The sequence below is a fragment of the Nocardioides sp. IC4_145 genome, from assembly GCF_011250565.1.
Taxonomy (GTDB): Bacteria; Actinomycetota; Actinomycetes; order Propionibacteriales; family Nocardioidaceae; genus Nocardioides.
The window spans coordinates 50,882-73,229 of sequence record NZ_JAANMS010000005.1 but is presented as its reverse complement, the minus strand read 5'-3'; the positions used below and the strand labels follow the sequence as shown (position 1 = coordinate 73,229).

Sequence of the window (22,348 nt, the reverse complement as noted above, 5' to 3'; positions counted from 1 at the left end):
TCGACCCCGTCGACCCGACGACGTTCTCGCCCGGCCCGCAGCCTGCGGGCCGAGCACGGTGGGTGCAGGTCGTCGCCAGACCGCGACGCGGCCGTGACAGGGCCCAGCGACCGCGGCAGGTGACCTCCCACACCCAGTGACGCACACCGCGGAGGGTGTCGCCGCCACCGAAGGCTTTGCGCCGTCGACCTTGTGCACGCGGGTCCGCGGCGTCTGACCGCCCGGCCGCCCTGCGGGGGACCGGGCCGAGGAGCAGCACATGGCTGACGACGACCTGCAGGTCGCCCCCACCGAGACCACCGCCGCGGGGGACGCCCCCGCGGACGCCGCGCCGGCCAAGAAGGCCGCCGCGCGCAAGACCGCCGCCAAGAAGACGGCGGCGAAGACGACCACCGCCAAGAAGGCCGCCGCGAAGAAGGCGCCGGCCAAGCGGACCACCAAGAAGGCCGCCGCCGCGGCCGTCGAGGACGCGCCCGCCGGCACGCCGGCCGAGTCCGTCGACGTGCCGCTCGAGGCCCCGGCCGAGGCGCCGGCCAAGAAGGCCGCCGCGAAGCGGACGACCAAGCGGACCACCACCAAGAAGGCCGCCGCGAAGAAGACCGCCGCCGCGCCGGAGCAGCCGGCCGACGAGCCGCGCGCGACCGACCCCGCCGCCGAGCAGGCCGCCGAGCAGGCCGAGCAGCCCGCCGAGCAGCCGGCGGAAGAGGCCGCGCCGGCCGCGCGCTCCGCCGCCGTACCGCTCTTCCAGGCGCCCGAGCCGGTCAAGGCCCCCGCGCGCCGGACCCGCAAGAAGGCCGCGCCCGCCCCCGAGCCGGAGCCCGTGCTCGAGGAGGAGCCCACCGAGGACGAGGCCGAGGACGCCGCGCTCACCGAGGTCGCCCCCGGTGAGCCCACGGTCGAGCCGCCCGCCCAGGAGGAGGCCACCGCCGAGACCTCGGAGGATGCCGAGGCCGGGGCCGACGACCAGGACACCGACCAGGACACCGACCAGGACGACGACCAGGACGAGAGCCAGGACGGCGAGGGCAACGGCGCCGGCCGTCGCCGCCGTCGTCGTGGCGGACGCCGTCGTCGCAAGTCCGGCGGGGGCTCCGACGACGCCGAGTCCGGCGACGCGAACGGCTCGGACCAGGGCGGCCAGCAGGGCGAGTCCGGCGACCAGACCAGTGACAAGGCTGACAAGGCCGACAAGGCAGGCAAGACCGACAAGTCCGGCGACCAGGGCGGCCAGGAGCAGGACAAGGACGAGCAGGAGTCCGGCGAGGGCTCGTCCTCGCGTCGGCGTCGGCGCCGTCGTCGCTCCGGGGACAACGGTGGCGACAACGGCGAGGGCGAGGAGTCGTCGGACAAGACCTCCCCCCGCGCCCGCCAGAGCCGCACCGGTGACGACCAGATCACCGCGGTCTCCGGCTCCACCCGCCTGGAGGCCAAGAAGCAGCGTCGCCGCGAGGGCCGCGAGGCCGGCCGCCGCCGCGCCCCGATCGTGAGCGAAGCGGAGTTCCTCGCCCGCCGCGAGGCCGTGGACCGGGTCATGGTCATCCGCCAGCGCGACGAGCTCACCCAGATCGGCGTGCTCGAGGACAAGGTGCTCGTCGAGCACTACGTCGCCCGTGAGTCGCAGACCTCCCTCATCGGCAACGTCTACCTCGGCCGGGTCCAGAACGTGCTGCCCTCCATGGAGGCGGCGTTCATCGACATCGGCAAGGGCCGCAACGCGGTGCTGTACGCCGGCGAGGTCAACTGGTCCGCGCTCGGCCACCGCGAGGGCCAGCCCCGCAAGATCGAGTCGGTCCTCTCCTCGGGCCAGTCGGTGCTCGTGCAGGTCACCAAGGACCCGATCGGCCACAAGGGCGCCCGGCTGACCAGCCAGATCAGCCTCGCGGGCCGGTTCCTGGTCTACGTGCCCGACGGCACCACCAGCGGCATCTCCCGCAAGCTGCCCGACACCGAGCGCAGCCGCCTCAAGACGCTGCTCAAGGAGATCGTCCCGGACTCCGCCGGCGTCATCGTGCGCACGGCGGCCGAGGGCGCCAGCGAGGACGAGCTGACCCGCGACGTCGAGCGGCTCAAGGCCCGCTGGGAGGACATCGAGAAGAAGGCCAAGGGCAGCGGCCCGCAGCTGCTGTACGGCGAGCCGGACCTCACCCTCAAGGTGGTCCGCGACCTGTTCACCGAGGACTTCTCCAAGCTCGTCATCGAGGGCCCGGACGCCTGGGACACGGTGCAGGGGTACGTCGAGCACGTCGCGCCCGACCTGGCCGAGCGCCTCGAGCGCTACGAGCCGTCCGAGCACGACGGCAAGGACGTCTTCGCGACCTACCGGGTCGAGGAGCAGATCGCCAAGGCGCTCGACCGCAAGGTCTGGCTGCCCTCCGGCGGGTCGCTGATCATCGACCGCACCGAGGCGATGACGGTCATCGACGTCAACACCGGGAAGTTCACCGGCTCCGGGGGCAACCTCGAGGAGACGGTCACCAAGAACAACCTGGAGGCGGCCGAGGAGGTCGTGCGCCAGCTCCGGTTGCGCGACATCGGCGGCATCATCGTCGTCGACTTCATCGACATGGTCCTGGAGTCCAACCGCGACCTCGTCCTCCGCCGCCTGGTGGAGTGCCTGGGCCGCGACCGGACCCGCCACCAGGTCGCCGAGGTCACCTCGCTCGGCCTGGTGCAGATGACCCGCAAGCGGATCGGCACGGGCCTGGTCGAGTCGTTCAGCGAGAACTGCGAGCACTGCCAGGGCCGCGGCGTCGTCATCCACGACGCCCCGGTCGCCCCCCGCAGCGAGGACGACGGCCGCGGTGGCAGCCGTGGCGGCGGTCGCCGGCGCGGCGGCAAGGGCAAGGGCGACGACGAGCAGTCCGGCCAGCAGTCCGGGCAGCAGTCCGGCCGCGGCGGCCAGAACGGCAGCCAGAACGGTGGCGGTCAGGGCGGTGCCGGCAAGGTGCCGACGCCCGCCGAGCTCGCCGCGATGGCGCGCCACGAGGACAAGCCCGAGGACAAGCCTGCCGACAGGCCCGCCGACAAGGGCGGGGACGAGCCCGCCGAGACGACGGCCGGCAGCGACGTGACCGCGGTGCCGGAGCAGCCGGAGCAGGCCGCCGAGCCCGCCGCGCCGCGCGTGGTGACCCGCACCCGACGCCGTCGCGGGGGCGCAGCCCCGGCCGAGCAGGCCGAGCAGGCCGAGCAGGCAGCCCCGGAGCCGGCAGCCCCCGAGCAGGCCGCTCCGGAGCAGCCCGAGCCGGAGCCGGAGGCGACCCAGCCGCCGGCCGAGCCCGCCGCGCCGCGCGTGGTGACCCGGACGCGCCGCCGCGCGGCCAGCCGGCCCGCGGGCCAGCCGGCCACCGTGACCGCGCCCGAGCCGGTCGTGGCGAGCGAGCCCGCCACGGCGGAGGCCGAGCCGGTCGCCGCCGCACCCGCCGCTGCGGAGACGGCGGCGCCGCCGGCGCCGAAGGTCGTGACCCGCACCCGCGGCCGCAGTGCCACCCGTCCGGCCGGCCCGCCGGCCGGGGCGGCCGGTGGCTCCGCGAGCGGGGCCGCGGGCCACGACGGCCCGGCCGACGGCGTACCCGCGACCGACGGCACCGAGTCCGCCGAGGACGCCGACGCGGCGTCGGTGGAGCACGTGCCGGTGAAGAAGAAGGGCCCGCGCAAGCGGTAGCCAGCAGGGGCGGGGCGGCGTACCGGCGTTTTGCGGTGGCCGCCCCGCGTCCGTACTATTGACCCTCGGTGCGCGCTGGACGGCGCGCCCTCTCTCCGTGCGGCGCGCAAGCGTGCGCGCCCGGGGACCCCGACGTAATGCAGAGACCGACGAAGGAGACCGCGGTGTACGCGATCGTGCGCGCAGGCGCCAAGCAGCAGAAGGTTGCCGTGGGCGACGTCATCGAGATCGACAAGGTCGCGACGGCCGCCGGTGACTCGGTCACCCTCCCCGTCGTGCTCGTGGTCGACGGCGAGACCGTCACCTCCGACGCCGCGGCGCTGGACAAGGCGTCGGTGACCGTCGAGGTCGTCGGTGCCACCAAGGGCCCGAAGATCATCATCCAGAAGTACAAGAACAAGACCGGCTACAAGAAGCGCCAGGGTCACCGCCAGAAGTACACCCAGGTCAAGGTCACCGACATCTCCCTCTGAGCCTCACCGCTCGAGGTCAGCAACCCACACCCAAGGACACGACATGGCACACAAGAAGGGCGCGGCGTCGACCAAGAACGGTCGCGACTCCAACGCGCAGCGTCTGGGCGTCAAGCGCTTCGGCGGCCAGGCCGTCAACGCCGGCGAGATCATCGTCCGCCAGCGCGGCACCCACTTCCACCCGGGCAGCGGCGTCGGCCGTGGCGGCGACGACACGCTGTTCGCGCTGGTTCCCGGTGCGGTCGAGTTCGGCACCCGCCGTGGTCGTCGCGTCGTGAACATCGTCCCGGGCGAGTGACCTGAGGCGACACATCGTCGGTCGGCCCGTGCCGACCACCGTAGGGCGCCCCGGTTCCGGGGCGCCCTCCGTCATTTCTCCCCGAAGTAGGTAGCACCATGGCCGTCCCCACGTTCGTCGACCGCGTGACCCTGCACGTCGCAGCCGGGCGCGGTGGGAACGGCGTCGCGTCCGTCCACCGCGAGAAGTTCAAGCCGCTGGGCGGCCCCGACGGCGGCAACGGCGGCCCGGGTGGGTCGGTCATCCTCCGCGTCGAGCCGCAGGTCACCACGCTGGTCGACTACCACCACAGCCCCAAGCGCCGCGCCGAGCACGGCGGCCACGGCGCGGGCGCGCACCGCAACGGCGGCCACGGTGCCGACCTGGTGCTGCCGGTCCCCGACGGCACGGTCGTCAGCCTGCGCGACGGCACGGTCCTCGCCGACCTCGTCGGCGCCGGCACCGAGCTGGTCATCGCCCAGGGCGGTCGCGGCGGGCTCGGCAACGCGGCGCTGGCCAGCAGCAAGCGCAAGGCGCCCGGCTTCGCCCTGCTCGGCGAGCCCGGCGAGGAGCTCGACATCGTCCTCGAGCTCAAGGTCGTCGCCGACATCGGCCTCGTCGGCTTCCCGAGCGCCGGCAAGTCCAGCCTGATCGCCGCGATCTCGCGGGCCCGGCCCAAGATCGCGGACTACCCGTTCACCACGCTGGTGCCGAACCTCGGTGTGGTCACCGCCGGCGACACCACCTTCACCGTCGCCGACGTGCCCGGCCTGATCGAGGGCGCCAGCGAGGGCCGCGGCCTCGGCCACGACTTCCTGCGCCACATCGAGCGGTGCGCGGCGATCGTCCACGTCGTCGACACCGCCACCATCGAGCCCGGCCGCAACCCGCTCGACGACCTCGACGTCATCGAGAACGAGTTGGCGCGGTACGGCGGCCTCGAGGACCGGCCCCGCCTCGTCGCGCTCAACAAGACCGACGTCCCCGACGGCTCCGACCTCGCCGACATCACCATCGACGACCTCCGCGCCCGCGGCCTGCGGGTCATCCCGGTCTCGGCCGCCTCGGGCGCCGGGCTGCGCGAGCTGACCTTCGCCATGGCCGGCATCGTTGAGGCCGCTCGCGCCGAGAAGCCGGTCGTGCAGGGCGAGCGGATCGTCATCCGCCCGGCCGCGGTCGACGGCGGCGACGACTTCACCGTCACCGCGACCAACGAGGGCTGGCGCGTCCGAGGCACCAAGCCCGAGCGCTGGGTCCGCCAGACCGACTTCAGCAACGACGAGGCCGTCGGTTTCCTCGCCGACCGGCTCAACCGCCTCGGCGTCGAGGAGCGGCTGGTCAAGCTCGGCGCGGAGGAGGGCGACACCGTCCTCATCGGCCACCCGGACAACGCCGTCGTCTTCGACTTCAAGCCGGGCATCGAGGCCGGCGCGGAGATGCTCGGCCGCCGGGGCGAGGACCAGCGCTTCGACGAGTCGCGACCGGCGGCGCGCCGCCGCCGGGCGATCGACGAGCTGATGGACGAGCGGGACGAGAACGAGACGCGCGCCGACGTGGCCCGCCGCCTCGACCGGCCGGGCGGCCCGACGTCGTACGAGATCGGCAGCGCGGACGACCCCGACTGGGCCGAGGACGACCCGGGTGAGTGAGCCGGTGAGCACGGCCGTGGCGGACCGTGCGGCGGTCACCGACGCGCGCCGCGTGGTGGTCAAGGTCGGCTCGTCGTCGCTGACCACGGCGGCCGGCGGGATCGACCCCGAGCGGGTCAGCCGGCTCGTCGACGTGCTCGCGGCGACCCGGGCCCGCGGTGCCGAGGTCGTGCTGGTCTCCTCCGGCGCCATCGCGGCGGGGCTGTCCCCGCTGGGGCTACGCAAGCGCCCGCGCGGCCTCGCGGCGCAGCAGGCCGCCGCGTCGGTGGGGCAGGGACTGCTCGTCCACCGCTACACCGAGGAGCTCGCGCGGCATGGCGTCGTCGCCGGCCAGGTGCTGCTCACCGTCGACGACGTGACGCGGCGCTCGCACTACCGCAACGCTCACCAGACCTTCGCCAAGCTGCTCGAGCTCGGCGTGCTCCCGATCGTCAACGAGAACGACACGGTCGCCACCACCGAGATCCGCTTCGGCGACAACGACCGCCTCGCCGCGCTGGTGGCCCACCTGGTCCACGCCGACCTGCTGGTGCTGCTCTCCGACGTCGACGGGTTGTACGACGCCGCGCCGTCCAGCCCCGGCAGCCGGCTGCTCGCCGACGTGGTCTCCGACGCCGACCTGGCCGCGGTCGACATCGGCGGCACCGGGACGGCCGGCGTCGGCACCGGCGGCATGCGGACCAAGGTCGACGCCGCGCGGATCGCCACCGGAGCCGGCATCCCCGTCGTGCTCACCTCCGCCGACCGGGCCGGCTCGGCGCTGGCCGGCGAGCAGGTCGGCACGTTGTTCCACGCGACCGGTCGGCGCCGCCCGACCCGGCTGCTGTGGTTGGCGCACGCGACCGAGCCGATGGGCTCGCTGGTGCTGGACGCGGGGGCGGTCCGCGCGGTCGTCGAGCGCCGTGCCTCGCTGCTCGCGGCCGGGATCACCGGCGTGACCGGCTCGTTCCACGCCGGCGACCCGGTCGACGTGGTCGGCCCCGACGGCACCGTCGTGGGCCGCGGGCTGGTCAACTTCGACGCCGAGGAGCTGCCCGACCTGCTCGGTCGCTCCTCGCACGACCTGGCACGCGAGCTGGGCGCGGCGTACGAGCGCGAGGTCGTCCACCGCGACGACCTCGTCCTGGTCTGAGGCCCGCCCGGTGGTCCGACGCGCGCTCGCGGCGGTCGGGTGGTGGCTGCGCGACCACGCCGGCCCGGTGGTCCTGCTCCTGCTGCTCCTCCCCGCGGCGGTGCTCACGACCCTGCGGCTGACCGACGCCACCTGGGGACCGGCGGTGCGGCTGACGTCCTTCGTCCCCTACGCCCTGCCGGTGTACGCCGCCGCGCTGGTCGTCGCCGGGATCGGCCACGCCCGGTGGCGGACCAGGCTGCGGCTCGTGCCGGTGGTGCTCGCCGCGGCCGGCCTCGCCGCGCACGGCTGGTGGGTCGCGCCGTACTGGCTCGGCCCGAACCCGCCCGCTCCAGGCGGCGCCGAGCCGATCGTGGTCGTCACGTCGAACCTGTTCGGGGGCGAGGGTGACGCGCTCGGGCTGGTCGAGCTGGCGAGCGCCGAGCAGGCCGACCTGCTCGTGGTCAACGAGGTCACGGGGCCGGCGCTGCGACGGATGCGCGCGGCGGGGTTGGCCGACGTGCTGCCGTACTCCGTCGGCCGGCCCGAGGCGGACCCGACCGTCGGCACGATGGTCTTCAGCCGCGTCCCGCTGTCCGAGGCGGTCCGGCTCGACACCCCGCTGGCGTCGTACCAGGTCGACGTCGGGGGACCGGGCGGGCTGACCCTGCTCGCGGTGCACCCCTCCGCGCCGACGGACGCCGCGGACTGGCGTCGCGACCACCGCACCGTGCGCCGGGCGGCCGTGCGGTCGGACGCCGACCTGGTCGTCGGCGACCTCAACGCGACCCTCGACCACACCCCGCTGCGGCGGCTGGTCGATGCGGGCTACCGCGACGCGGTCGAGCTCGCCAACGCCGGCTTCCAGCCCACCTGGCCGGAGAACGGGCTCTTCGGCCCGCTCCGGTTCCTCCCCGCGCTCGTCGCGATCGACCACGTGCTCGTCGGCGAGGACCTCGCCGCCCGCTCCGCCCGCACCGTCGCCCTCGGCGGCACCGACCACCGCGCCGTCGTCGCCGAGCTTGCCCGCAAGTAGCCCCCTTCCCGCCCAAGTGGCACCCGTGCAGGGTCGACGTGGCACCCGTGCAGGGTCGGAGTGGCACCCGTGCAGGGTCGGAGTGGCACCCGTGCAGGGTCGACGTGGCACCCGTGCAGGGTCGACGTGGCACCCGTGCAGGGTCGGGGTGGCAGGACGGCAGGTCCGGTCTCTGCGGGAGCGCCACCTCGGCCCTGCGGGAGCGCCACCTCGGCCCTGCGCCAGCGCCACCTCGGCCCTGCGGGAGCGCCACCTCGGCCCTGCGGGAGTGCCACCTCGGCGGGGGTGTAGGGGGCGCCGTAGGCTGGGGGCGTCATGACCAGCAGGACCGTCTACCTCGACCACGCCGCGACCACCCCGATGGTCCCCGCGGCGGTCGAGGCCATGACGGCCCGGATGCTCGAGGTCGGCAACCCCAGCTCGCTGCACGCCTCGGGCCGGCAGGCGCGCCGGGTCGTGGAGGAGTCGCGGGAGACGATCGCGCAGGCGGTCGGCTGCCGGCCCGGCGAGGTGGTGTTCACCTCCGGCGGCACCGAGGCCGACAACCTCGCGGTCAAGGGCGTCTTCTGGGCCCGCCGCGATGCCGACCCGCGCCGCACCCGCGTGCTGACCACGGCGATCGAGCACCACGCCGTGCTCGACACCGTCCACTGGCTCGAGGAGCACGAGGGCGCCGAGGTCGAGCTGCTCCCGGTCGACTCCCACGGCGTGCTCGACCTCGACGCGCTGCGGACCTCGGTCGACCGCGACCCTGCCAGCGTCGCGGTCGTCTCGGTGATGTGGGCCAACAACGAGGTCGGCAGCCTCCAGCCGCTCGAGGAGGTCGTGGCGATCGTCGGCCCGCACGGCATCCCCGTGCACACCGACGCCGTCCAGGCCGTCGGGCAGGTGCCGGTCGACTTCGCGCGCACCGGCGTCGACGCGCTCACGCTGACCGGGCACAAGCTCGGCGGTCCCTGCGGCGTCGGCGCGCTCGTCGTGCGTCGCGAGCTCGGCGTGACCCCGATCGTCCACGGCGGCGGGCAGGAGCGCGACATCCGCAGCGGCACGCTCGACGTGCCGGCGATCGCGGGCTTCGCCGCCGCGGTCGAGCTGGCGGTCAAGAACCAGGCCGAGCACGCCGCTCGCGTCTCCGCCCTCCGCGACGACCTGGTCCGCCGCGTCGTCGAGGAGGTGCCGGACGTCCACCTGCACGGATCCCCGCTCGACGGCGCGGGGACGGGCCGGCTCCCCGGCAACGCCCACCTCGGCTTCCCCGGCTGCGAGGGCGACTCGCTGCTGATGCTGCTCGACGCGCGCGGCATCGAGTGCTCGACCGGCTCGGCCTGCTCCGCGGGCGTGCCGCAGGCCAGCCACGTGCTGCTGGCGATGGGCTGCGACGAGGAGTCCGCCCGCCACTCGCTCCGCTTCTCGCTCGGCCACACCAGCACCGCGGCGGACGTCGACGCGGTCGTCGCGGCCATCGCGCCCGTCGTCGAGCGGGCGCGGGCCGCACGCGCATGAGGGTTCTCGCCGCCATGTCCGGCGGCGTCGACTCCGCCGTCGCCGCCGCGCGGGCCGCCGAGGCCGGTCACGAGGTCACCGGCGTGCACCTGGCCCTCTCGCGCAACCCCGCGTCGTACCGCACCGGCGCCCGCGGCTGCTGCACGATCGAGGACAGCAACGACGCGCGCCGCGCGGCCGACGTCATCGGCATCCCGTTCTACGTCTGGGACATGAGCGACCGGTTCCACGAGGACGTGGTCGAGGACTTCATGGACGAGTACGCCGCCGGGCGCACGCCCAACCCGTGCCTGCGGTGCAACGAGAAGATCAAGTTCGCCGCGGTGCTCGACCGGGCGCTCGCCCTCGGGTTCGACGCGGTGGCGACCGGGCACTACGCGCAGCTGCGCACCGGCGCCGACGGCCTGGTCGAGATGCACCGCGCGGTCGACGGCGGCAAGGACCAGTCCTACGTGCTCGGCGTGCTCGACCAGGAGCAGCTGCGGCACTCGCTCTTCCCCCTCGGCGACACCCCCAAGGCGCTCGTGCGCGTGGAGGCGGCCCGCCGTGGGCTGCTCGTCGCGGACAAGCCCGACAGCCACGACATCTGCTTCGTCGCCGACGGCGACAACGCCGGCTGGCTGCGCGAGAAGCTCGGCGACCGCGCCCCCAACCACGGCGGCGACATCGTCGACGACGCGACCGGCGAGGTGCTCGGACAGCACGGCGGGACCTACGGCTACACGATCGGCCAGCGCAAGGGGCTGCGGATCGGCACGCCCGCACCGGACGGCAAGCCGCGCTTCGTCCTCGACATCGAGCCGGTCGCAGGCACCGTCCGCGTCGGCCCGCGCGAGCGGCTCGCCGTGACCGGCCTGCGCGGCATCCGCCCGCGCTGGTGCGGCACGGTGCCCGGCACCCTCGAGGGGCCGGGCGTGACCGTCCAGCTGCGCGCCCACGGCGACGAGCACCGCGCCCGCGTCGTCGTCACGCCCGACGGCCCCGACACCCAGGTGGAGGTCGAGCTGCTCGACCCGGCGTACGGCATCGCCCCCGGCCAGGCCGTCGTCGTCTACGACGGCACGCGGGTCGTCGGCTCGGCCACCATCGCCGCCACCGAGCGGGTCCCCGCATGAGTGCCACGACCACGGCCACCGGCGTCGGCTCGCACCCGGGTGAGGACCAGCACGCCTTCGACGAGGCCGTCCGCGTGGTGCTCGGCGAGCTGGGGGAGGACCCCGGCCTGCCGTACCTCCCCGAGGTGCCCGGCCGCGGCGCCACCGCCACGATGACCGGCCGCGGGCTGGCCGTGCTCGACGGCCTCGACGCGGACCTCCAGCCGGCCGGCTGGCGACTCACCGGTTCCTCCGGCTCGCCGGGCGTCGACCACCGCCGGACGCGCAGCCTGCTCGCGCAGGACCTCGACACCCTCGAGGAGCAGGCCGGGGACGTGCTGCCGGCGACGGGCGGCACGTTCAAGGTCCAGGTCGCCGGCCCCTGGACGCTCGCGGCGACCGTCGAGCGCCCCCGCGGCGACAAGGTGCTCGCCGACCATGGCGCCCGCCGCGAGCTGGCGCAGGCACTGGCCGAGGGCGTGGGCGCCCACGTCGCCGACGTGCGCCGCCGGCTGCCGTCGCTCGATCGACTGGTCGTGCAGGTCGACGAGCCGGCGCTGGCCGCCGTGCTGTCCGGCTCCGTGCCGACCGCGTCGGGCTTCTCCCGCCACCGCTCGGTCGACCTGCCGGAGGCCTCGCAGGCGCTCGAGTGGGTCCTGGCCGCGGTCACCGAGGCCGGGGCGGAGCCGTGGGTGCACGCCTGCGCGCCGGGTACGCCGTGGGGCCTGGTGCGCGGCGCCGGTGCGCGTGGGCTGTCGGTCGACCTGGGCGTGCTCGACGCGGCCGACCACGACGTGCTCGCCGAGGCGCTCGAGGCGGGGGAGTCCGTCGCGCTCGGCGTGGTCCCCGGCACCCGCCCGGCCGCGGTCCCGAGCGACGCGCAGGTCACCGAGCGGGTGCTGCGCTGGCTCGACATGCTCGGCCTCGACCCGGCCGAGGTGCCGGGCCTGGTGGTCGCCCCGGCCTGCGGGCTGGCCGGCGCGGACGCGGCGTACGCACGCGCGGCGCTCGCCCTGGTCAGGACGAGCGCCGCGAACGTGCAGTCGGGTTGAGCCTCCGTCGCTAGCCGACGTGGACCCCGCCCTCGGGGCCGTCGGTGGCCAGCTCGGTGTGCTTGACGTTCAGCAGCGTCCAGATGAGCGCCGAGCCGATCAGGATCATCACCGAGCCGGTGAGGAACGCCGCCGAGGCGCCGTCGGTGAACGACCCGACGAACGTCAGCCCGCCGATGGCCTCCGGGTCGAGCCTGCCGCCCGACGCCTCGGCCAGGCGCGGGGCCAGGTCGTCGCCGGTGCGGGTGGCGAAGTGCAGGGAGACGGTGCTGAGGACCGCCAGGCCAAGCGCGCCGCCGACCTGCTGCATGGTGTTGAGCACGCCCGAGCCGATCCCGGAGTCCTCCGCCTTGACGTGGTGCACGGCGGTCAGGGTCATCGGCACGAAGGTCAGCCCCATGCCGACCGCCATCAGCACGATGAACGGGAACAGCGAGGTCCAGTAGTTGAGGTCCGAGCCGACGTGGCCGTTGGCGGCCGCGGCCTGCAGCAGCGCCGAGGCCGAGTCGTCGACGTCGAGCCGGGAGAACCCGAACAGCGCGATCGCCGCCATCAGCGTGCCGGTGCCGGCGATGTAGCGGGCGTCGATCCGGCTGACCAGGTTCGAGGAGATGCCCGCGCCGAGCACGATGCCGAGGGAGAACGGCAGGAACGCGAAGCCGGTCCGCAGCGGGCTGTAGCCCACGACCTGCTGGATGAACAGGCTGAGGAAGTAGAACATCGCGAACATCGCCGCGGGGACGAGCATCATGACGACGAAGCTGGTGGCCCGGGTGCGGCTCTGCAGGATGCGCACCGGGAGCAGCGGGTGGCTCACCCGCGACTCGACGACCGCGAAGACCACGAGCAGCACGACGCCGGCCGCGAGCGAGGCGATCGTGGTGGGGTCACCCCAGCCGTGCGCCTCCTCGCCGGCCCGCGTGAAGCCGAAGACCAGCGCGAGCAGGCCCAGGGTGCCGGCGAGGGCGCCGGGCACGTCGAGCTGGCCGGGGTGCGACTCGGACTCGGGCAGGAAGCGCGGGGCGAGCAGCGCCGCGGCGATGCCGATCGGGACGTTGATGAGGAACGTCAGCCGCCAGCCGTTGAGGTCGACGCCGAGGAGGCTGTCGATGCCGAAGACGCTGTCCAGCCCGGTCAGCCAGCCGCCGAGGATGAGGCCGACCGCCGCACCGGCGCCGGACATCGCGGCGTACACCGCGAACGCGCGGTTGCGCTTCGGGCCGGCCGGGAACGTCGTCGTGATCAGCGCCAGGGCGGCGGGGGAGGCGAGCGCCGCGCCGAGGCCCTGCAGCCCGCGGGCGCCGAGCAGCAGCGGCTCGTTGGTCGCGAAGCCGCCGAGCAACGAGGCGACCGAGAAGACCAGGAGGCCGAGGATGAAGATCCGGCGGCGGCCGTAGAGGTCGCCGAGGCGCCCGCCGAGCAGCAGCAGCCCGCCGAAGGCGAGCGCGTAGCCGGTGACGATCCAGGTCAGGTTGGCCTCGCCGATGTCGAGGTCGGCGCCGATGTAGGGCAGCGCGATGTTGGCGATGCTCGCGTCGAGCACGACCATCAGCTGGGCGACCGAGATCAGCACGAGCGCCCAGCCCAGGTGCTGGCTGCGTCCCGACGCGGGCTCGGCCACCGCGGTGCCGCCGGCGGCGGGCTCGGTGGTGGTGGGGTCGGACATGGGTGGTCCCTTTCCTCTCAGGTGCCGCGGGTCGCGGCGGGCAGGACGATCTGGTCGATGACGCGGGCGACGAGCTCGGGTGAGGGCTCGTCGCCGAGGACGAAGACGCGGTGCAGGACGATCCCGGGCAGCGCGGTCTCGAGGAGGTCGAGGTCGGCGTCGGCGGCGACCTCACCGCGCTCGCGGGCGCGCTCCCACACCAGGTGGGAGACGGCGCGCTTGGCACTCACGACCTGCTCGCGCCACGCGGTGGCGAAGTCGGCGTCGCGGGCGATCGCGGTGACCACGCTGCCGAGCAGCGCGACCTGTGCGGGGTCCATCAGCCCGTCCCCGGGGGAGGCCCCGCAGAAGAGCTGCTCGAGGTCGCCGCGGAGGCTGCCGGTGTCGGGCACCTCGCTGGGGGTCTTGGTGGAGTGGAGGGCGTCCACGACCAGCCGGGCCTTGTTCGTCCAGCGGCGGTAGAGGGTCGCCTTCGAGGCCCGGGCCCGGGCCGCGACGGCGTCCATGGTGAGGCGGTCGTAGCCGACGTCGCCGAGGACCTCCAGCGTGGCCGCGAGGATCTCCTGCTCGCGGTCGCCCTCGACGCGCGGTCGGGGGATCTGGTCGCCGTCGGTCGGGCTCATCGGCCACTCGCTCCTCGTCACCGGGATGGAACGGAACGGTTCCGTTCCATCGGGCTGCAACAGGGGCGCCGCTCGCCGCATTCCGCCGGTCTGGACCAGCGCGTCGTACGCCGTCGCGGTGCGCCCTGCTCGGGCTGTCGGCGGGCACCGGCAAGATGTGCCCATGACCGACCCGACCCCGGCGAGCGAGGACGCGCGCGAGGAGCACCGGCGCCTGTCCGAGGAGATCGACGACGCCCGCTGGCGCTACTACGTCCTGGACTCCCCGACCCTCTCCGACGCCGACTTCGACGCCCGGATGCGACGGCTCGAGGAGCTCGAGGAGGAGCACCCGGAGCTGCGCACGCCGGACAGCCCGACGCAGAAGGTCGGCGGGGCGGTCTCGACGGAGTTCACCGCCGTCGACCACCTCCAGCGGATGGAGAGCCTGGACAACGCCTTCTCCTTCGAGGAGCTCGAGTCCTGGCACACCCGCCTGCGGCGCGACGGCGTGGACGACCCGGCGCTGCTGTGCGAGCTCAAGGTCGACGGCCTGGCGATCAACCTGCTCTACGAGGACGGCCGGCTGGTCCGCGCGCTCACCCGCGGCGACGGCCGCACAGGTGAGGACGTCACGCCCAACGTCCGCACGATCGACACCGTCCCGGACCGGCTCACCGGCACCGACGAGCACCCGGTCCCGCGGCTGGTCGAGGTGCGCGGCGAGGTGTTCTTGCCGGTCGAGGCGTTCGAGCGGCTCAACGAGGCGATGACCGATGCGGGCAAGCCGGTCTTCGCCAACCCGCGCAACGCCGCGGCCGGGTCGCTGCGCCAGAAGGACCCGCGCGTGACGGCCACCCGCGCGCTGGGCATGGTCTGCCACGGCCTGGGCAAGCGCGAGGGCTTCGAGCCGCGGGCCCAGTCCACGGCGTACGACGCGTTGCGCGCGTGGGGGCTGCCGACGTCGGACCGGGTGCGGGTGGTCGACTCGTTGGCCGAGGCGCAGGAGTTCATCGAGCACTACGGCGAGCACCGCCACGACGTGGAGCACGAGATCGATGGCGTGGTGCTCAAGGTCGATGACGTCGGGCTGCAGCGGCGGCTCGGGTCGACGAGCCGGGCGCCCCGGTGGGCGATCGCGTTCAAGTACCCGCCCGAGGAGGTCAACACCCGGCTGCTCGCCATCGACGTGCAGGTCGGGCGCACCGGCCGGGTCTCGCCGTTCGGGCTGATGGAGCCCACCCGGGTCGCCGGCTCGACGGTCGAGAAGGCGACGCTGCACAACGCCCACGAGGTGCGCCGCAAGGACGTCCGCCCCGGCGACACCGTGATCCTGCGCAAGGCCGGCGACGTCATCCCCGAGATCGTCGGGCCGGTGCTGGCGCTGCGCCCCGAGGGGCTGGCGGAGTGGGAGATGCCGACCGACTGCCCGGCCTGTGGGACCCCGCTCTACCAGCAGAAGGAGGGCGACCGGGACCTGCGCTGCCCCAACCACCAGTTCTGCCCGGCCCAGGCGCGCGAGCGGGTCTACCACGTGGCCGGCCGAGGGGCCTTCGACATCGAGGGGCTCGGCTACGAGGCGGCGACCGCGCTGCTCGACGCCGGCGTCATCGGCAACGAGGGCGACGTCTTCGACCTCGCCGAGGAGGCGCTGCTGAAGGCGCCGCTGTTCACCCGCGCGCCGAAGAAGGGCGAGGGCGACGGACCGGTCCTCAACGCGAACGGCCAGCGGCTGCTGGCGAACCTCGACGCCCGCAAGCAGGTGCCGCTGTGGCGGGTGCTGGTCGCGCTGTCGATCCGACACGTCGGGCCGACCGCCGCGCGGGCGCTGGCCCAGGAGTTCGGCTCGATGGAGCGGATCCGCGCGGCCTCCGAGGCCGAGCTGGCCGCCGCCGAGGGGGTCGGGCCGACGATCGCCGAGGCGGTCATCGAGTGGTTCGGGGTCGACTGGCACCGCGAGATCGTCGAGAAGTGGACCGCCGCCGGCGTCGCGATGGCCGACGAGCGCGACGAGTCCACCCCGCGCACCCTCGAGGGGCTCACGATCGTGGTGACCGGCTCCCTGACCGGCTTCAGCCGCGACGAGGCCAAGGAAGCCGTCCTGGCCCGCGGCGGCAAGGCGGCCGGCTCGGTCTCGAAGAAGACCGACTTCGTCGTCGTGGGTGAGAACGCCGGCTCCAAGGCCGACAAGGCCGAGCAGCTCGGCCTCCCGATCCTCGACGAGGACGGGTTCGTGCTGCTGCTCGAGTCGGGGCCCGACGCCGTCCGCCCGCCCGAGGCCGAGGACGCGGCCGAGGACGCGGCCGAGGTCGCCGCCGAGGAGGACGTCAGCGGGTGACGCGTTGCGCGCGCACGTGCTCGCGCAGTCAGCAGGTGGGCCCGGCCGCGGCCGTTCCTCAGGACTCGAAGACGGCCCCGATCGGCCGGAGCGTCTCCAGCAGCTCCTCCTCGGTGACGCCCAGGTCGACCGGGAGCTCCTCGCACGCGCCGCTGGCTGGGTCGCAGGTCGTCACGGCGTCCGCCGTCACGCTCATCAGCTCGCTGCCCGCTGTCCAGCTGTAGCGGGAGGCGGGCGGGTCGAGCGGCATCGGCTCGGACCCGCCGTCGACGGCGACCACCGTGAACGTGGGGTTCTGCCAGCCGCCGCCCTGGACGAGCACGTGGCGGCCGTCCGGGGAGAGGTCGAGGTAGGCGTTGCGCTGCGCGCTGCTCCACACCTCGGCGCCGGAGTCGAGCTCGACGATCGACGGCCCCGCCACCCCGCGGCCGCCCCCGACGTCGGTCACCTCGAGATCCCGCGGGGTGACCTCGCCGGTCCGCCAGTCCAGCGCGAAGTGCCGCTCGCCGCCGTCCTCGCTCAGGGCACGGACGTACGCGGTGTCGCCGACCAGCTCGAGGGTGGCGAAGTAGGCGCCGTCCGCCTCGGGCACCGGCACCCGAGCGACCTCACGGTCCGCCGCGACGTCGTGGACGACGACCACGAGGCTGCCGTCGCGGGGGTCGCCCCAAGCGACGTACGGCTGGCCGGGGTCCGTGGTGTGGGCGACCTCCTCGGTGACCAGCCCGAGCCGGCGGACCTCCCCGTCGGGCGTGACCAGGGAGAACCGCTGAGGACCGCCGCCGTCGCTCCAGTTGTTCTCCCCGTGCCGCACGAGGACGCCGGCGGACGTGCTGTAGATCGACTTGACCGCCTTGTCGTCGATGACGGCGCGGCGGCTCGCGTCGTCGTACCAGAGCGTGGTCCCGATGGTGAAGGTGGCGCCGGTGTCTCCGGGCGACGTCGCCGGGTCGACCGAGCGGACCTCGTCGTCGCCGGCGGGTGCGAGGGCCACGCCGGCGCCGGCCAGCGCGCCCACGACGACGAGGCCGGCGACCGCGCCCGTCGTCCGTCGGCGGCGCCGGGCGGCCCGGCCGCGGCGGAGCACCGCGGCGGTCGAGGGCGGCGGGACGTCCACGACGTCGGCCTCGGCGTGGAGCAGGGCGGAGAGTCGTTCAGTCATGGCGGGCTCCTGAGGTGTGCGGGACGACGGCTTCCCCGAGCAGCGTCCGGAGCCGCGCGAGGGCATCGGAGGTCTGGCTCTTGACGGTCCCCTCGCTGCAGCCGAGCGCGGCGGCGACCTGGGCGACCGGGAGGTCGTCGTAGAAGCGGAGCACCACGACCGCGCGCTGCCGTGGCGCGAGCTCGGCCAGCGCCGCGACCACGGTCGGCCGGTCGGCGAGGTCGCTGGCGGGCGCGACGCCCTCCGGCAGCTCGGCGGTGGGTCGCTCGTTGCGCCAGCCGCGCTTGCGGAACCAGGACGCCGCGGTGTTGACGAGCACGGTGCGGGCGTACGCCGGCGCCGCCTCGATCGTGCGCACCTTCGGCCACGACGCGTACGTCTTGGCGGGCGCGGTCTGCACGAGGTCCTCGGCCTCGGCGTGGTCGCCGAGCAGGAGGTACGCCGTGCGGTACAGAGAGGGCCACGTCGCGTGGACGAGCTCGCCGAACTCGGCGTCGGAGGGTGGTCGTGGCACGGGCGGCTCCTGTCGGGAGGTGTCTACCCGAAGAGATGCCGCGACGGCGAGGGTCGGTTGGGTCGCGACCCGGAGACAGCAGCGCGCCGGCCTCCCCAGGGGGGAGGACCGGCGCGCGGCGGAAGCCTCAGGCCGCCAGCTTCTCCGCGACGGTCAGCGCGCGGACGACGAGGTGGTCGAGGGCGGCGTGGTCGTCGTCGTCGAGGTCGGTGGACCGGCCGGTGACCTTGCCGACGCCGTAGGGGTTGCCGTCGTTGAACTTCAGCTGGTCGGTGTAGCCCGGCGGGACGATGATGCCGCCGAAGTGGGCGAACGTCGTGTGCATCGCCAGCAGGGTCGACTCCTGGCCCCCGTGCTGGGTCTGCGACGAGGTGAACGCGGTGTAGACCTTGTCGGCCAGCCTGCCCTGGCTCCAGAGCGGGCCGAGCGTGTCGATGAACGCCTGGAGCTGGCTGGTCACGTGGCCGTAGCGGGTGGGCGAGCCGAACACCACGGCGTCGGCCCAGTCGAGGTCGTCGGGCGACGCGACGGGCTGGTCCTCCACCTCGCGCCGGTGCGCGGCCCAGGCCTCCTGGCCCTCGACCACCTCGGCGGGCGCGGTCTCGGCGACGTGGCGCAGCCGCACCTCGGCGCCGTGCTTCTCGGCCGCCTCGGCGATGCGCCGGGCCATCGCATGGGTCGTGCCGTAGGAGGAGTAGTAGACGATCGCGAGCTTGGTGGTCACAGGAACGGTCTCCGTCCGAGAGGAATCAGTTCAACCTTCAACCTTCCGGTGCCCGACCGGCGACCGGGCAAACGAGACGGGCTCCTAAGATCGACCCCATGCCTGAGATAACGCGTGACGAGGTCGCGCACCTGGCGAACCTCGCCCGGATCGACCTGGACGCCGCCGAGCTCGACCACCTCGCGCCGCAGCTGTCGGTCATCCTCGAGTCGGTCGCCTCGATCAGCGGTGCCGCTGGCGACGACGTGCCGCCGACCTCCCACCCGCTGCCGCTGACCAACGTCTTCCGCGACGACGTGGTCACCCCGTCGCTGGCCCCGGAGGAGGCGCTCGCGATGGCCCCCGCCGTCGAGCAGCAGCGCTTCGCCGTGCCGCGGATCCTGGGGGACGAGCAGTGAGCGCCGCCCAGGGGAGCAGCCCCGAGACCCGCACCGCGGCCCAGCTCGCCGATGCCCTCGCCGCCGGCGAGACCACCTCGGTCGCGCTCACCCAGGCCCACCTGGACCGCATCGCCGCCGTGGACGGCGACGTGCACGCGTTCCTGCACGTCGACGCCGAGGCCGCGCTCGCGCAGGCCGCCGAGTCCGACGCCCGCCGCGCCGCCGGCGCGCCCGCCTCGCGCCTGGACGGCGTACCCGTCGCGGTCAAGGACGTGCTGACCACCGTCGGCATGCCCACGACCTGCGGCTCGAAGATCCTCGAGGGCTGGCTCCCGCCGTACGACGCCACCGTCGTCAAGCGGATCAAGGACGCCGGCCTGCCGATCCTCGGCAAGACCAACATGGACGAGTTCGCCATGGGCAGCTCGACCGAGCACTCGGCGTACGGCCCGACCCGCAACCCGTGGGACCTCGACCGGATCCCGGGCGGCTCCGGCGGCGGCTCGGCCGCGGCCGTCGCGGCCTTCGAGGCGCCGCTCGCGCTCGGCACCGACACCGGTGGCTCGATCCGCCAGCCCGGCGCGGTCACCGGCACGGTCGGAGTGAAGCCGACGTACGGCGGCGTCTCCCGCTACGGCCTGGTCGCCATGGCCAACAGCCTCGACCAGGTCGGCCCGGTCACCCGCACGGTGCTCGACTCCGCGCTGCTGCACGAGGTCATCGGCGGGCACGACCCGTTCGACTCCACCAGCGTCGACCAGCCGCTGCCGGCGCTCGTCGCCGCGGCCGAGCAGGGTGCCTCCGGCGACCTCCCCGGGCTGCGGGTCGGCGTCATCAAGGAGCTGCAGGGCGAGGGCTACCAGGCCGGCGTGCAGGCGCGGTTCACCGAGGCCGTCGAGCTGCTGGTCAAGGCGGGCGCCGAGGTCGTCGAGGTCTCCTGCCCGAGCTTCGTGCACGCGCTGGCGACCTACTACCTGGTCATGCCGTGCGAGGCGTCCAGCAACCTCGCCAAGTTCGACGCGATGCGCTACGGCCTCCGCGTGCTGCCCGAGGGCGTCGACAACCCGAGCGCCGAGGAGGTCATGCGCGCCACCCGTGACGCGGGCTTCGGCGACGAGGTCAAGCGCCGGATCATCCTCGGCACCTACGCGCTGTCCAGCGGCTACTACGACGCCTACTACGGCCAGGCGCAGAAGGTGCGCACGCTGATCAGCCGCGACTTCGCGGCGGCCTTCGAGCAGGCCGACGTGCTGGTCTCGCCGACCGCGCCGACCACGGCGTTCAAGCTGGGCGAGAAGCTCGACGACCCGCTGGCGATGTACCTCAACGACCTCGCCACCATCCCCGCCAACCTCGCCGGCGTGCCGGGCATCTCGCTGCCCAGCGGCCTCGCCGACGAGGACGGCCTGCCGGCCGGCTTCCAGGTGCTGGCCCCCGCGCTGGCCGACGACCGGCTCTACCGGGTCGGCGCCGCGCTGGAGGCCGCACTGCACGAGCAGTGGGGCGGCCCGCTGCTGGCGAAGGCCCCGACCCTCGAAGGAGGAACCCGATGAGCACGAGCACCCGCGAGGCGCTGCTGCCCTGGGACGACGTGCTGGCGGCGTACGACCCTGCGCTCGGCCTGGAGGTCCACGTCGAGCTCAACACCGCCTCGAAGATGTTCTGCGGCTGCCCCACCGAGTTCGGCGCCGAGCCGAACACCCAGGTCTGCCCCACCTGCCTGGGGCTTCCGGGGGCGATGCCGGTCGTCAACGGCAAGGCCGTGGAGTCGGCGATCCGGATCGGTCTGGCGCTCAACTGCGACATCGCGGAGTGGTGCCGGTTCGCCCGGAAGAACTACTTCTACCCGGACATGCCGAAGAACTTCCAGACCTCGCAGTACGACGAGCCGATCGCGTTCGAGGGCTTCATGGACGTCGACGTGGACGGGGAGACCTTCCGCGTCGAGATCGAGCGCGCGCACATGGAGGAGGACACCGGCAAGTCGCTGCACGTCGGCGGTGCCACCGGCCGCATCCACGGCGCGGAGTACTCGCTGGTCGACTACAACCGCGCCGGCATCCCCCTCATCGAGATCGTCACCAAGCCGATCCGCGGGGCGGGGGAGAAGGCGCCCGAGATCGCCAAGGCGTACGTCGCGCAGCTGCGCGAGCTGATCGTCGCGCTCGGCGTCTCGGACGCCCGGATGGACCAGGGCTCGATCCGCGCGGACGTGAACCTCTCGCTCGCGCCGAAGGACTCCGGTCTGCTCGGCACCCGCACGGAGACCAAGAACGTCAACTCGCTGCGCTCGGTCGAGCGGGCCGTGCGCTACGAGATGCAGCGCCACGGCGCGATCCTCTCCGGCGGCGGCTCGATCCTGCAGGAGACGCGCCACTGGCACGAGGACACCGGCATCACCACGAGTGGCCGGGAGAAGTCCGACGCCGAGGACTACCGGTACTTCCCGGAGCCCGACCTCGTCCCCGTCGCCCCCTCGCGGGAGTGGGTGGAGGAGCTGCGCGGCACGCTGCCGGAGAACCCGACCCAGAAGCGGGCGCGGCTCCAGGCCGAGTGGGGCTTCTCCGACCTCGAGATGCGCGACACCGTCGGTGCGGGTGCGCTCGGCCTGGTCGAGGAGACCATCGCCGCCGGCGCCACCCCGCAGGCCGCCCGCAAGTGGTGGCTCTCCGAGCTGGCCCGCCGCGCCAACGAGGCCGGCACCGAGCTCGCGGGCCTGGGCGTCTCGCCGCTCGACGTCGCCCGCGTCCAGGCGCTCGTCGACTCCGGTGCGATCAACGACAAGCTGGCCCGCCAGGTCTTCGACGGCCTGCTCGCCGGCGAGGGCACGCCCGACGAGGTCGTCGAGAAGCGCGGGCTCGCGATCGTCTCCGACGAGGGCGCGCTCTCGACCGCCGTCGACAACGCCATCGCCGCCAACCCCGACGTCGCCGACAAGATCCGCGACGGCAAGGTGGCGGCCGCCGGCGCCTTGATCGGTGCCGTGATGAAGGAGATGCGCGGCCAGGCCGACGCCGGTCGCGTCCGCGAGCTGATCCTGGAGAAGCTCACCTAGGTCGCGGCAGTCGTGAGGTTCATCGGGGCGCCGATGAACCTCACGGTCCCC

18 protein-coding genes are annotated in these 22,348 nt (G+C 74.2%); 13 read left to right on the top strand and 5 right to left on the bottom strand.

Annotated features, from left to right (window positions below; all coding sequences use genetic code 11):
• Positions 1 to 259: 259 nt before the first annotated feature.
• The 9 genes from G6553_RS04075 (at position 260) to G6553_RS04035 (ending at position 11,856) form a co-directional block, all read left to right on the top strand.
• A complete protein-coding gene (locus tag G6553_RS04075; protein WP_166189406.1) occupies positions 260 to 3,661 on the top strand; it encodes an Rne/Rng family ribonuclease in 3,402 nt (1,133 codons plus the stop codon).
• Positions 3,662 to 3,825: 164 nt separating this feature from the next.
• Complete coding sequence (gene rplU, locus G6553_RS04070) at positions 3,826 to 4,134, top strand: 50S ribosomal protein L21 (RefSeq protein WP_166189507.1); 309 nt, start codon at positions 3,826 to 3,828, stop codon at positions 4,132 to 4,134.
• 43 nt (positions 4,135 to 4,177) lie between these two features.
• Complete coding sequence (gene rpmA / locus G6553_RS04065; protein WP_166189404.1) at positions 4,178 to 4,432, top strand: 50S ribosomal protein L27; 255 nt, start codon at positions 4,178 to 4,180, stop codon at positions 4,430 to 4,432.
• A 98-nt stretch (positions 4,433 to 4,530) separates the two neighbouring features.
• A complete protein-coding gene (obgE, locus tag G6553_RS04060; protein ID WP_166189402.1) occupies positions 4,531 to 6,060 on the top strand; it encodes a GTPase ObgE in 1,530 nt (509 codons plus the stop codon).
• A 16-nt stretch (positions 6,061 to 6,076) separates the two neighbouring features.
• Positions 6,077 to 7,192 (top strand): glutamate 5-kinase, encoded by a 1,116-nt coding sequence (proB, locus tag G6553_RS04055; protein ID WP_166189505.1) that lies wholly within the window; start codon positions 6,077 to 6,079, stop codon positions 7,190 to 7,192.
• Between the two features lie 10 nt (positions 7,193 to 7,202).
• Positions 7,203 to 8,207, top strand: coding sequence for an endonuclease/exonuclease/phosphatase family protein (locus G6553_RS22010; protein WP_166189400.1), 1,005 nt, complete (start codon positions 7,203 to 7,205; stop codon positions 8,205 to 8,207).
• A gap of 315 nt (positions 8,208 to 8,522) precedes the next feature.
• A complete protein-coding gene (locus tag G6553_RS04045) occupies positions 8,523 to 9,710 on the top strand; it encodes a cysteine desulfurase family protein (RefSeq protein WP_166189399.1) in 1,188 nt (395 codons plus the stop codon).
• Positions 9,707 to 10,825, top strand: coding sequence for a tRNA 2-thiouridine(34) synthase MnmA (gene mnmA / locus G6553_RS04040; RefSeq protein ID WP_166189397.1), 1,119 nt, complete (start codon positions 9,707 to 9,709; stop codon positions 10,823 to 10,825). Before G6553_RS04045 ends, mnmA begins: the two co-directional genes overlap by 4 nt.
• Positions 10,822 to 11,856 carry a methionine synthase gene (locus tag G6553_RS04035; RefSeq protein ID WP_166189396.1) on the top strand — a complete coding sequence of 345 codons (1,035 nt, stop codon included), beginning with the start codon at positions 10,822 to 10,824 and terminating at the stop codon, positions 11,854 to 11,856. The genes mnmA and G6553_RS04035 overlap by 4 nt, the downstream gene beginning before the upstream one ends.
• A gap of 10 nt (positions 11,857 to 11,866) precedes the next feature.
• On the opposite strand, the gene G6553_RS04030 is transcribed toward G6553_RS04035, so the two are convergent.
• Together G6553_RS04030 and G6553_RS04025 are read right to left on the bottom strand one after the other, a co-directional pair.
• The gene (locus tag G6553_RS04030; RefSeq protein ID WP_166189394.1) at positions 11,867 to 13,522 is read right to left on the bottom strand and encodes an MFS transporter; all 1,656 of its coding nucleotides are present in this window, start codon (positions 13,520 to 13,522) and stop codon (positions 11,867 to 11,869) included.
• A gap of 17 nt (positions 13,523 to 13,539) precedes the next feature.
• The gene (locus G6553_RS04025; protein ID WP_166189392.1) at positions 13,540 to 14,145 is read right to left on the bottom strand and encodes a TetR/AcrR family transcriptional regulator; all 606 of its coding nucleotides are present in this window, start codon (positions 14,143 to 14,145) and stop codon (positions 13,540 to 13,542) included.
• Positions 14,146 to 14,308: 163 nt separating this feature from the next.
• Between G6553_RS04025 and ligA the strand changes: the two genes are divergently transcribed.
• Positions 14,309 to 16,462 carry an NAD-dependent DNA ligase LigA gene (gene ligA / locus G6553_RS04020; RefSeq protein WP_166189390.1) on the top strand — a complete coding sequence of 718 codons (2,154 nt, stop codon included), beginning with the start codon at positions 14,309 to 14,311 and terminating at the stop codon, positions 16,460 to 16,462.
• Positions 16,463 to 16,520: 58 nt separating this feature from the next.
• Here ligA and G6553_RS04015 read toward each other — a convergent pair whose 3' ends face one another.
• The 3 genes from G6553_RS04015 to wrbA all read right to left on the bottom strand — a co-directional run bounded on the left by G6553_RS04015 (position 16,521) and on the right by wrbA (position 18,862).
• The gene (locus G6553_RS04015; protein ID WP_166189388.1) at positions 16,521 to 17,624 is read right to left on the bottom strand and encodes a hypothetical protein; all 1,104 of its coding nucleotides are present in this window, start codon (positions 17,622 to 17,624) and stop codon (positions 16,521 to 16,523) included.
• On the bottom strand, positions 17,617 to 18,138 hold the full coding sequence (locus G6553_RS04010) for a SigE family RNA polymerase sigma factor (RefSeq protein ID WP_166189386.1): 522 nt from the start codon (positions 18,136 to 18,138) through the stop codon (positions 17,617 to 17,619). The genes G6553_RS04015 and G6553_RS04010 overlap by 8 nt, the downstream gene beginning before the upstream one ends.
• 127 nt (positions 18,139 to 18,265) lie before the next feature.
• On the bottom strand, positions 18,266 to 18,862 hold the full coding sequence (gene wrbA / locus G6553_RS04005; RefSeq protein ID WP_166189384.1) for an NAD(P)H:quinone oxidoreductase: 597 nt from the start codon (positions 18,860 to 18,862) through the stop codon (positions 18,266 to 18,268).
• A 98-nt stretch (positions 18,863 to 18,960) separates the two neighbouring features.
• Between wrbA and gatC the strand changes: the two genes are divergently transcribed.
• From gatC to gatB, 3 genes are read left to right on the top strand one after another with little or no spacing between them, the layout of a single operon-like run.
• Positions 18,961 to 19,260, top strand: a complete 300-nt coding sequence (gatC, locus tag G6553_RS04000; RefSeq protein ID WP_166189383.1) for an Asp-tRNA(Asn)/Glu-tRNA(Gln) amidotransferase subunit GatC — start codon at positions 18,961 to 18,963, stop codon at positions 19,258 to 19,260.
• Complete coding sequence (gatA, locus tag G6553_RS03995) at positions 19,257 to 20,795, top strand: Asp-tRNA(Asn)/Glu-tRNA(Gln) amidotransferase subunit GatA (protein ID WP_166189381.1); 1,539 nt, start codon at positions 19,257 to 19,259, stop codon at positions 20,793 to 20,795. The genes gatC and gatA overlap by 4 nt, the downstream gene beginning before the upstream one ends.
• Positions 20,792 to 22,297, top strand: coding sequence for an Asp-tRNA(Asn)/Glu-tRNA(Gln) amidotransferase subunit GatB (gene gatB, locus G6553_RS03990; RefSeq protein ID WP_166189380.1), 1,506 nt, complete (start codon positions 20,792 to 20,794; stop codon positions 22,295 to 22,297). Before gatA ends, gatB begins: the two co-directional genes overlap by 4 nt.
• The last annotated feature ends 51 nt before the right edge of the window (positions 22,298 to 22,348 follow it).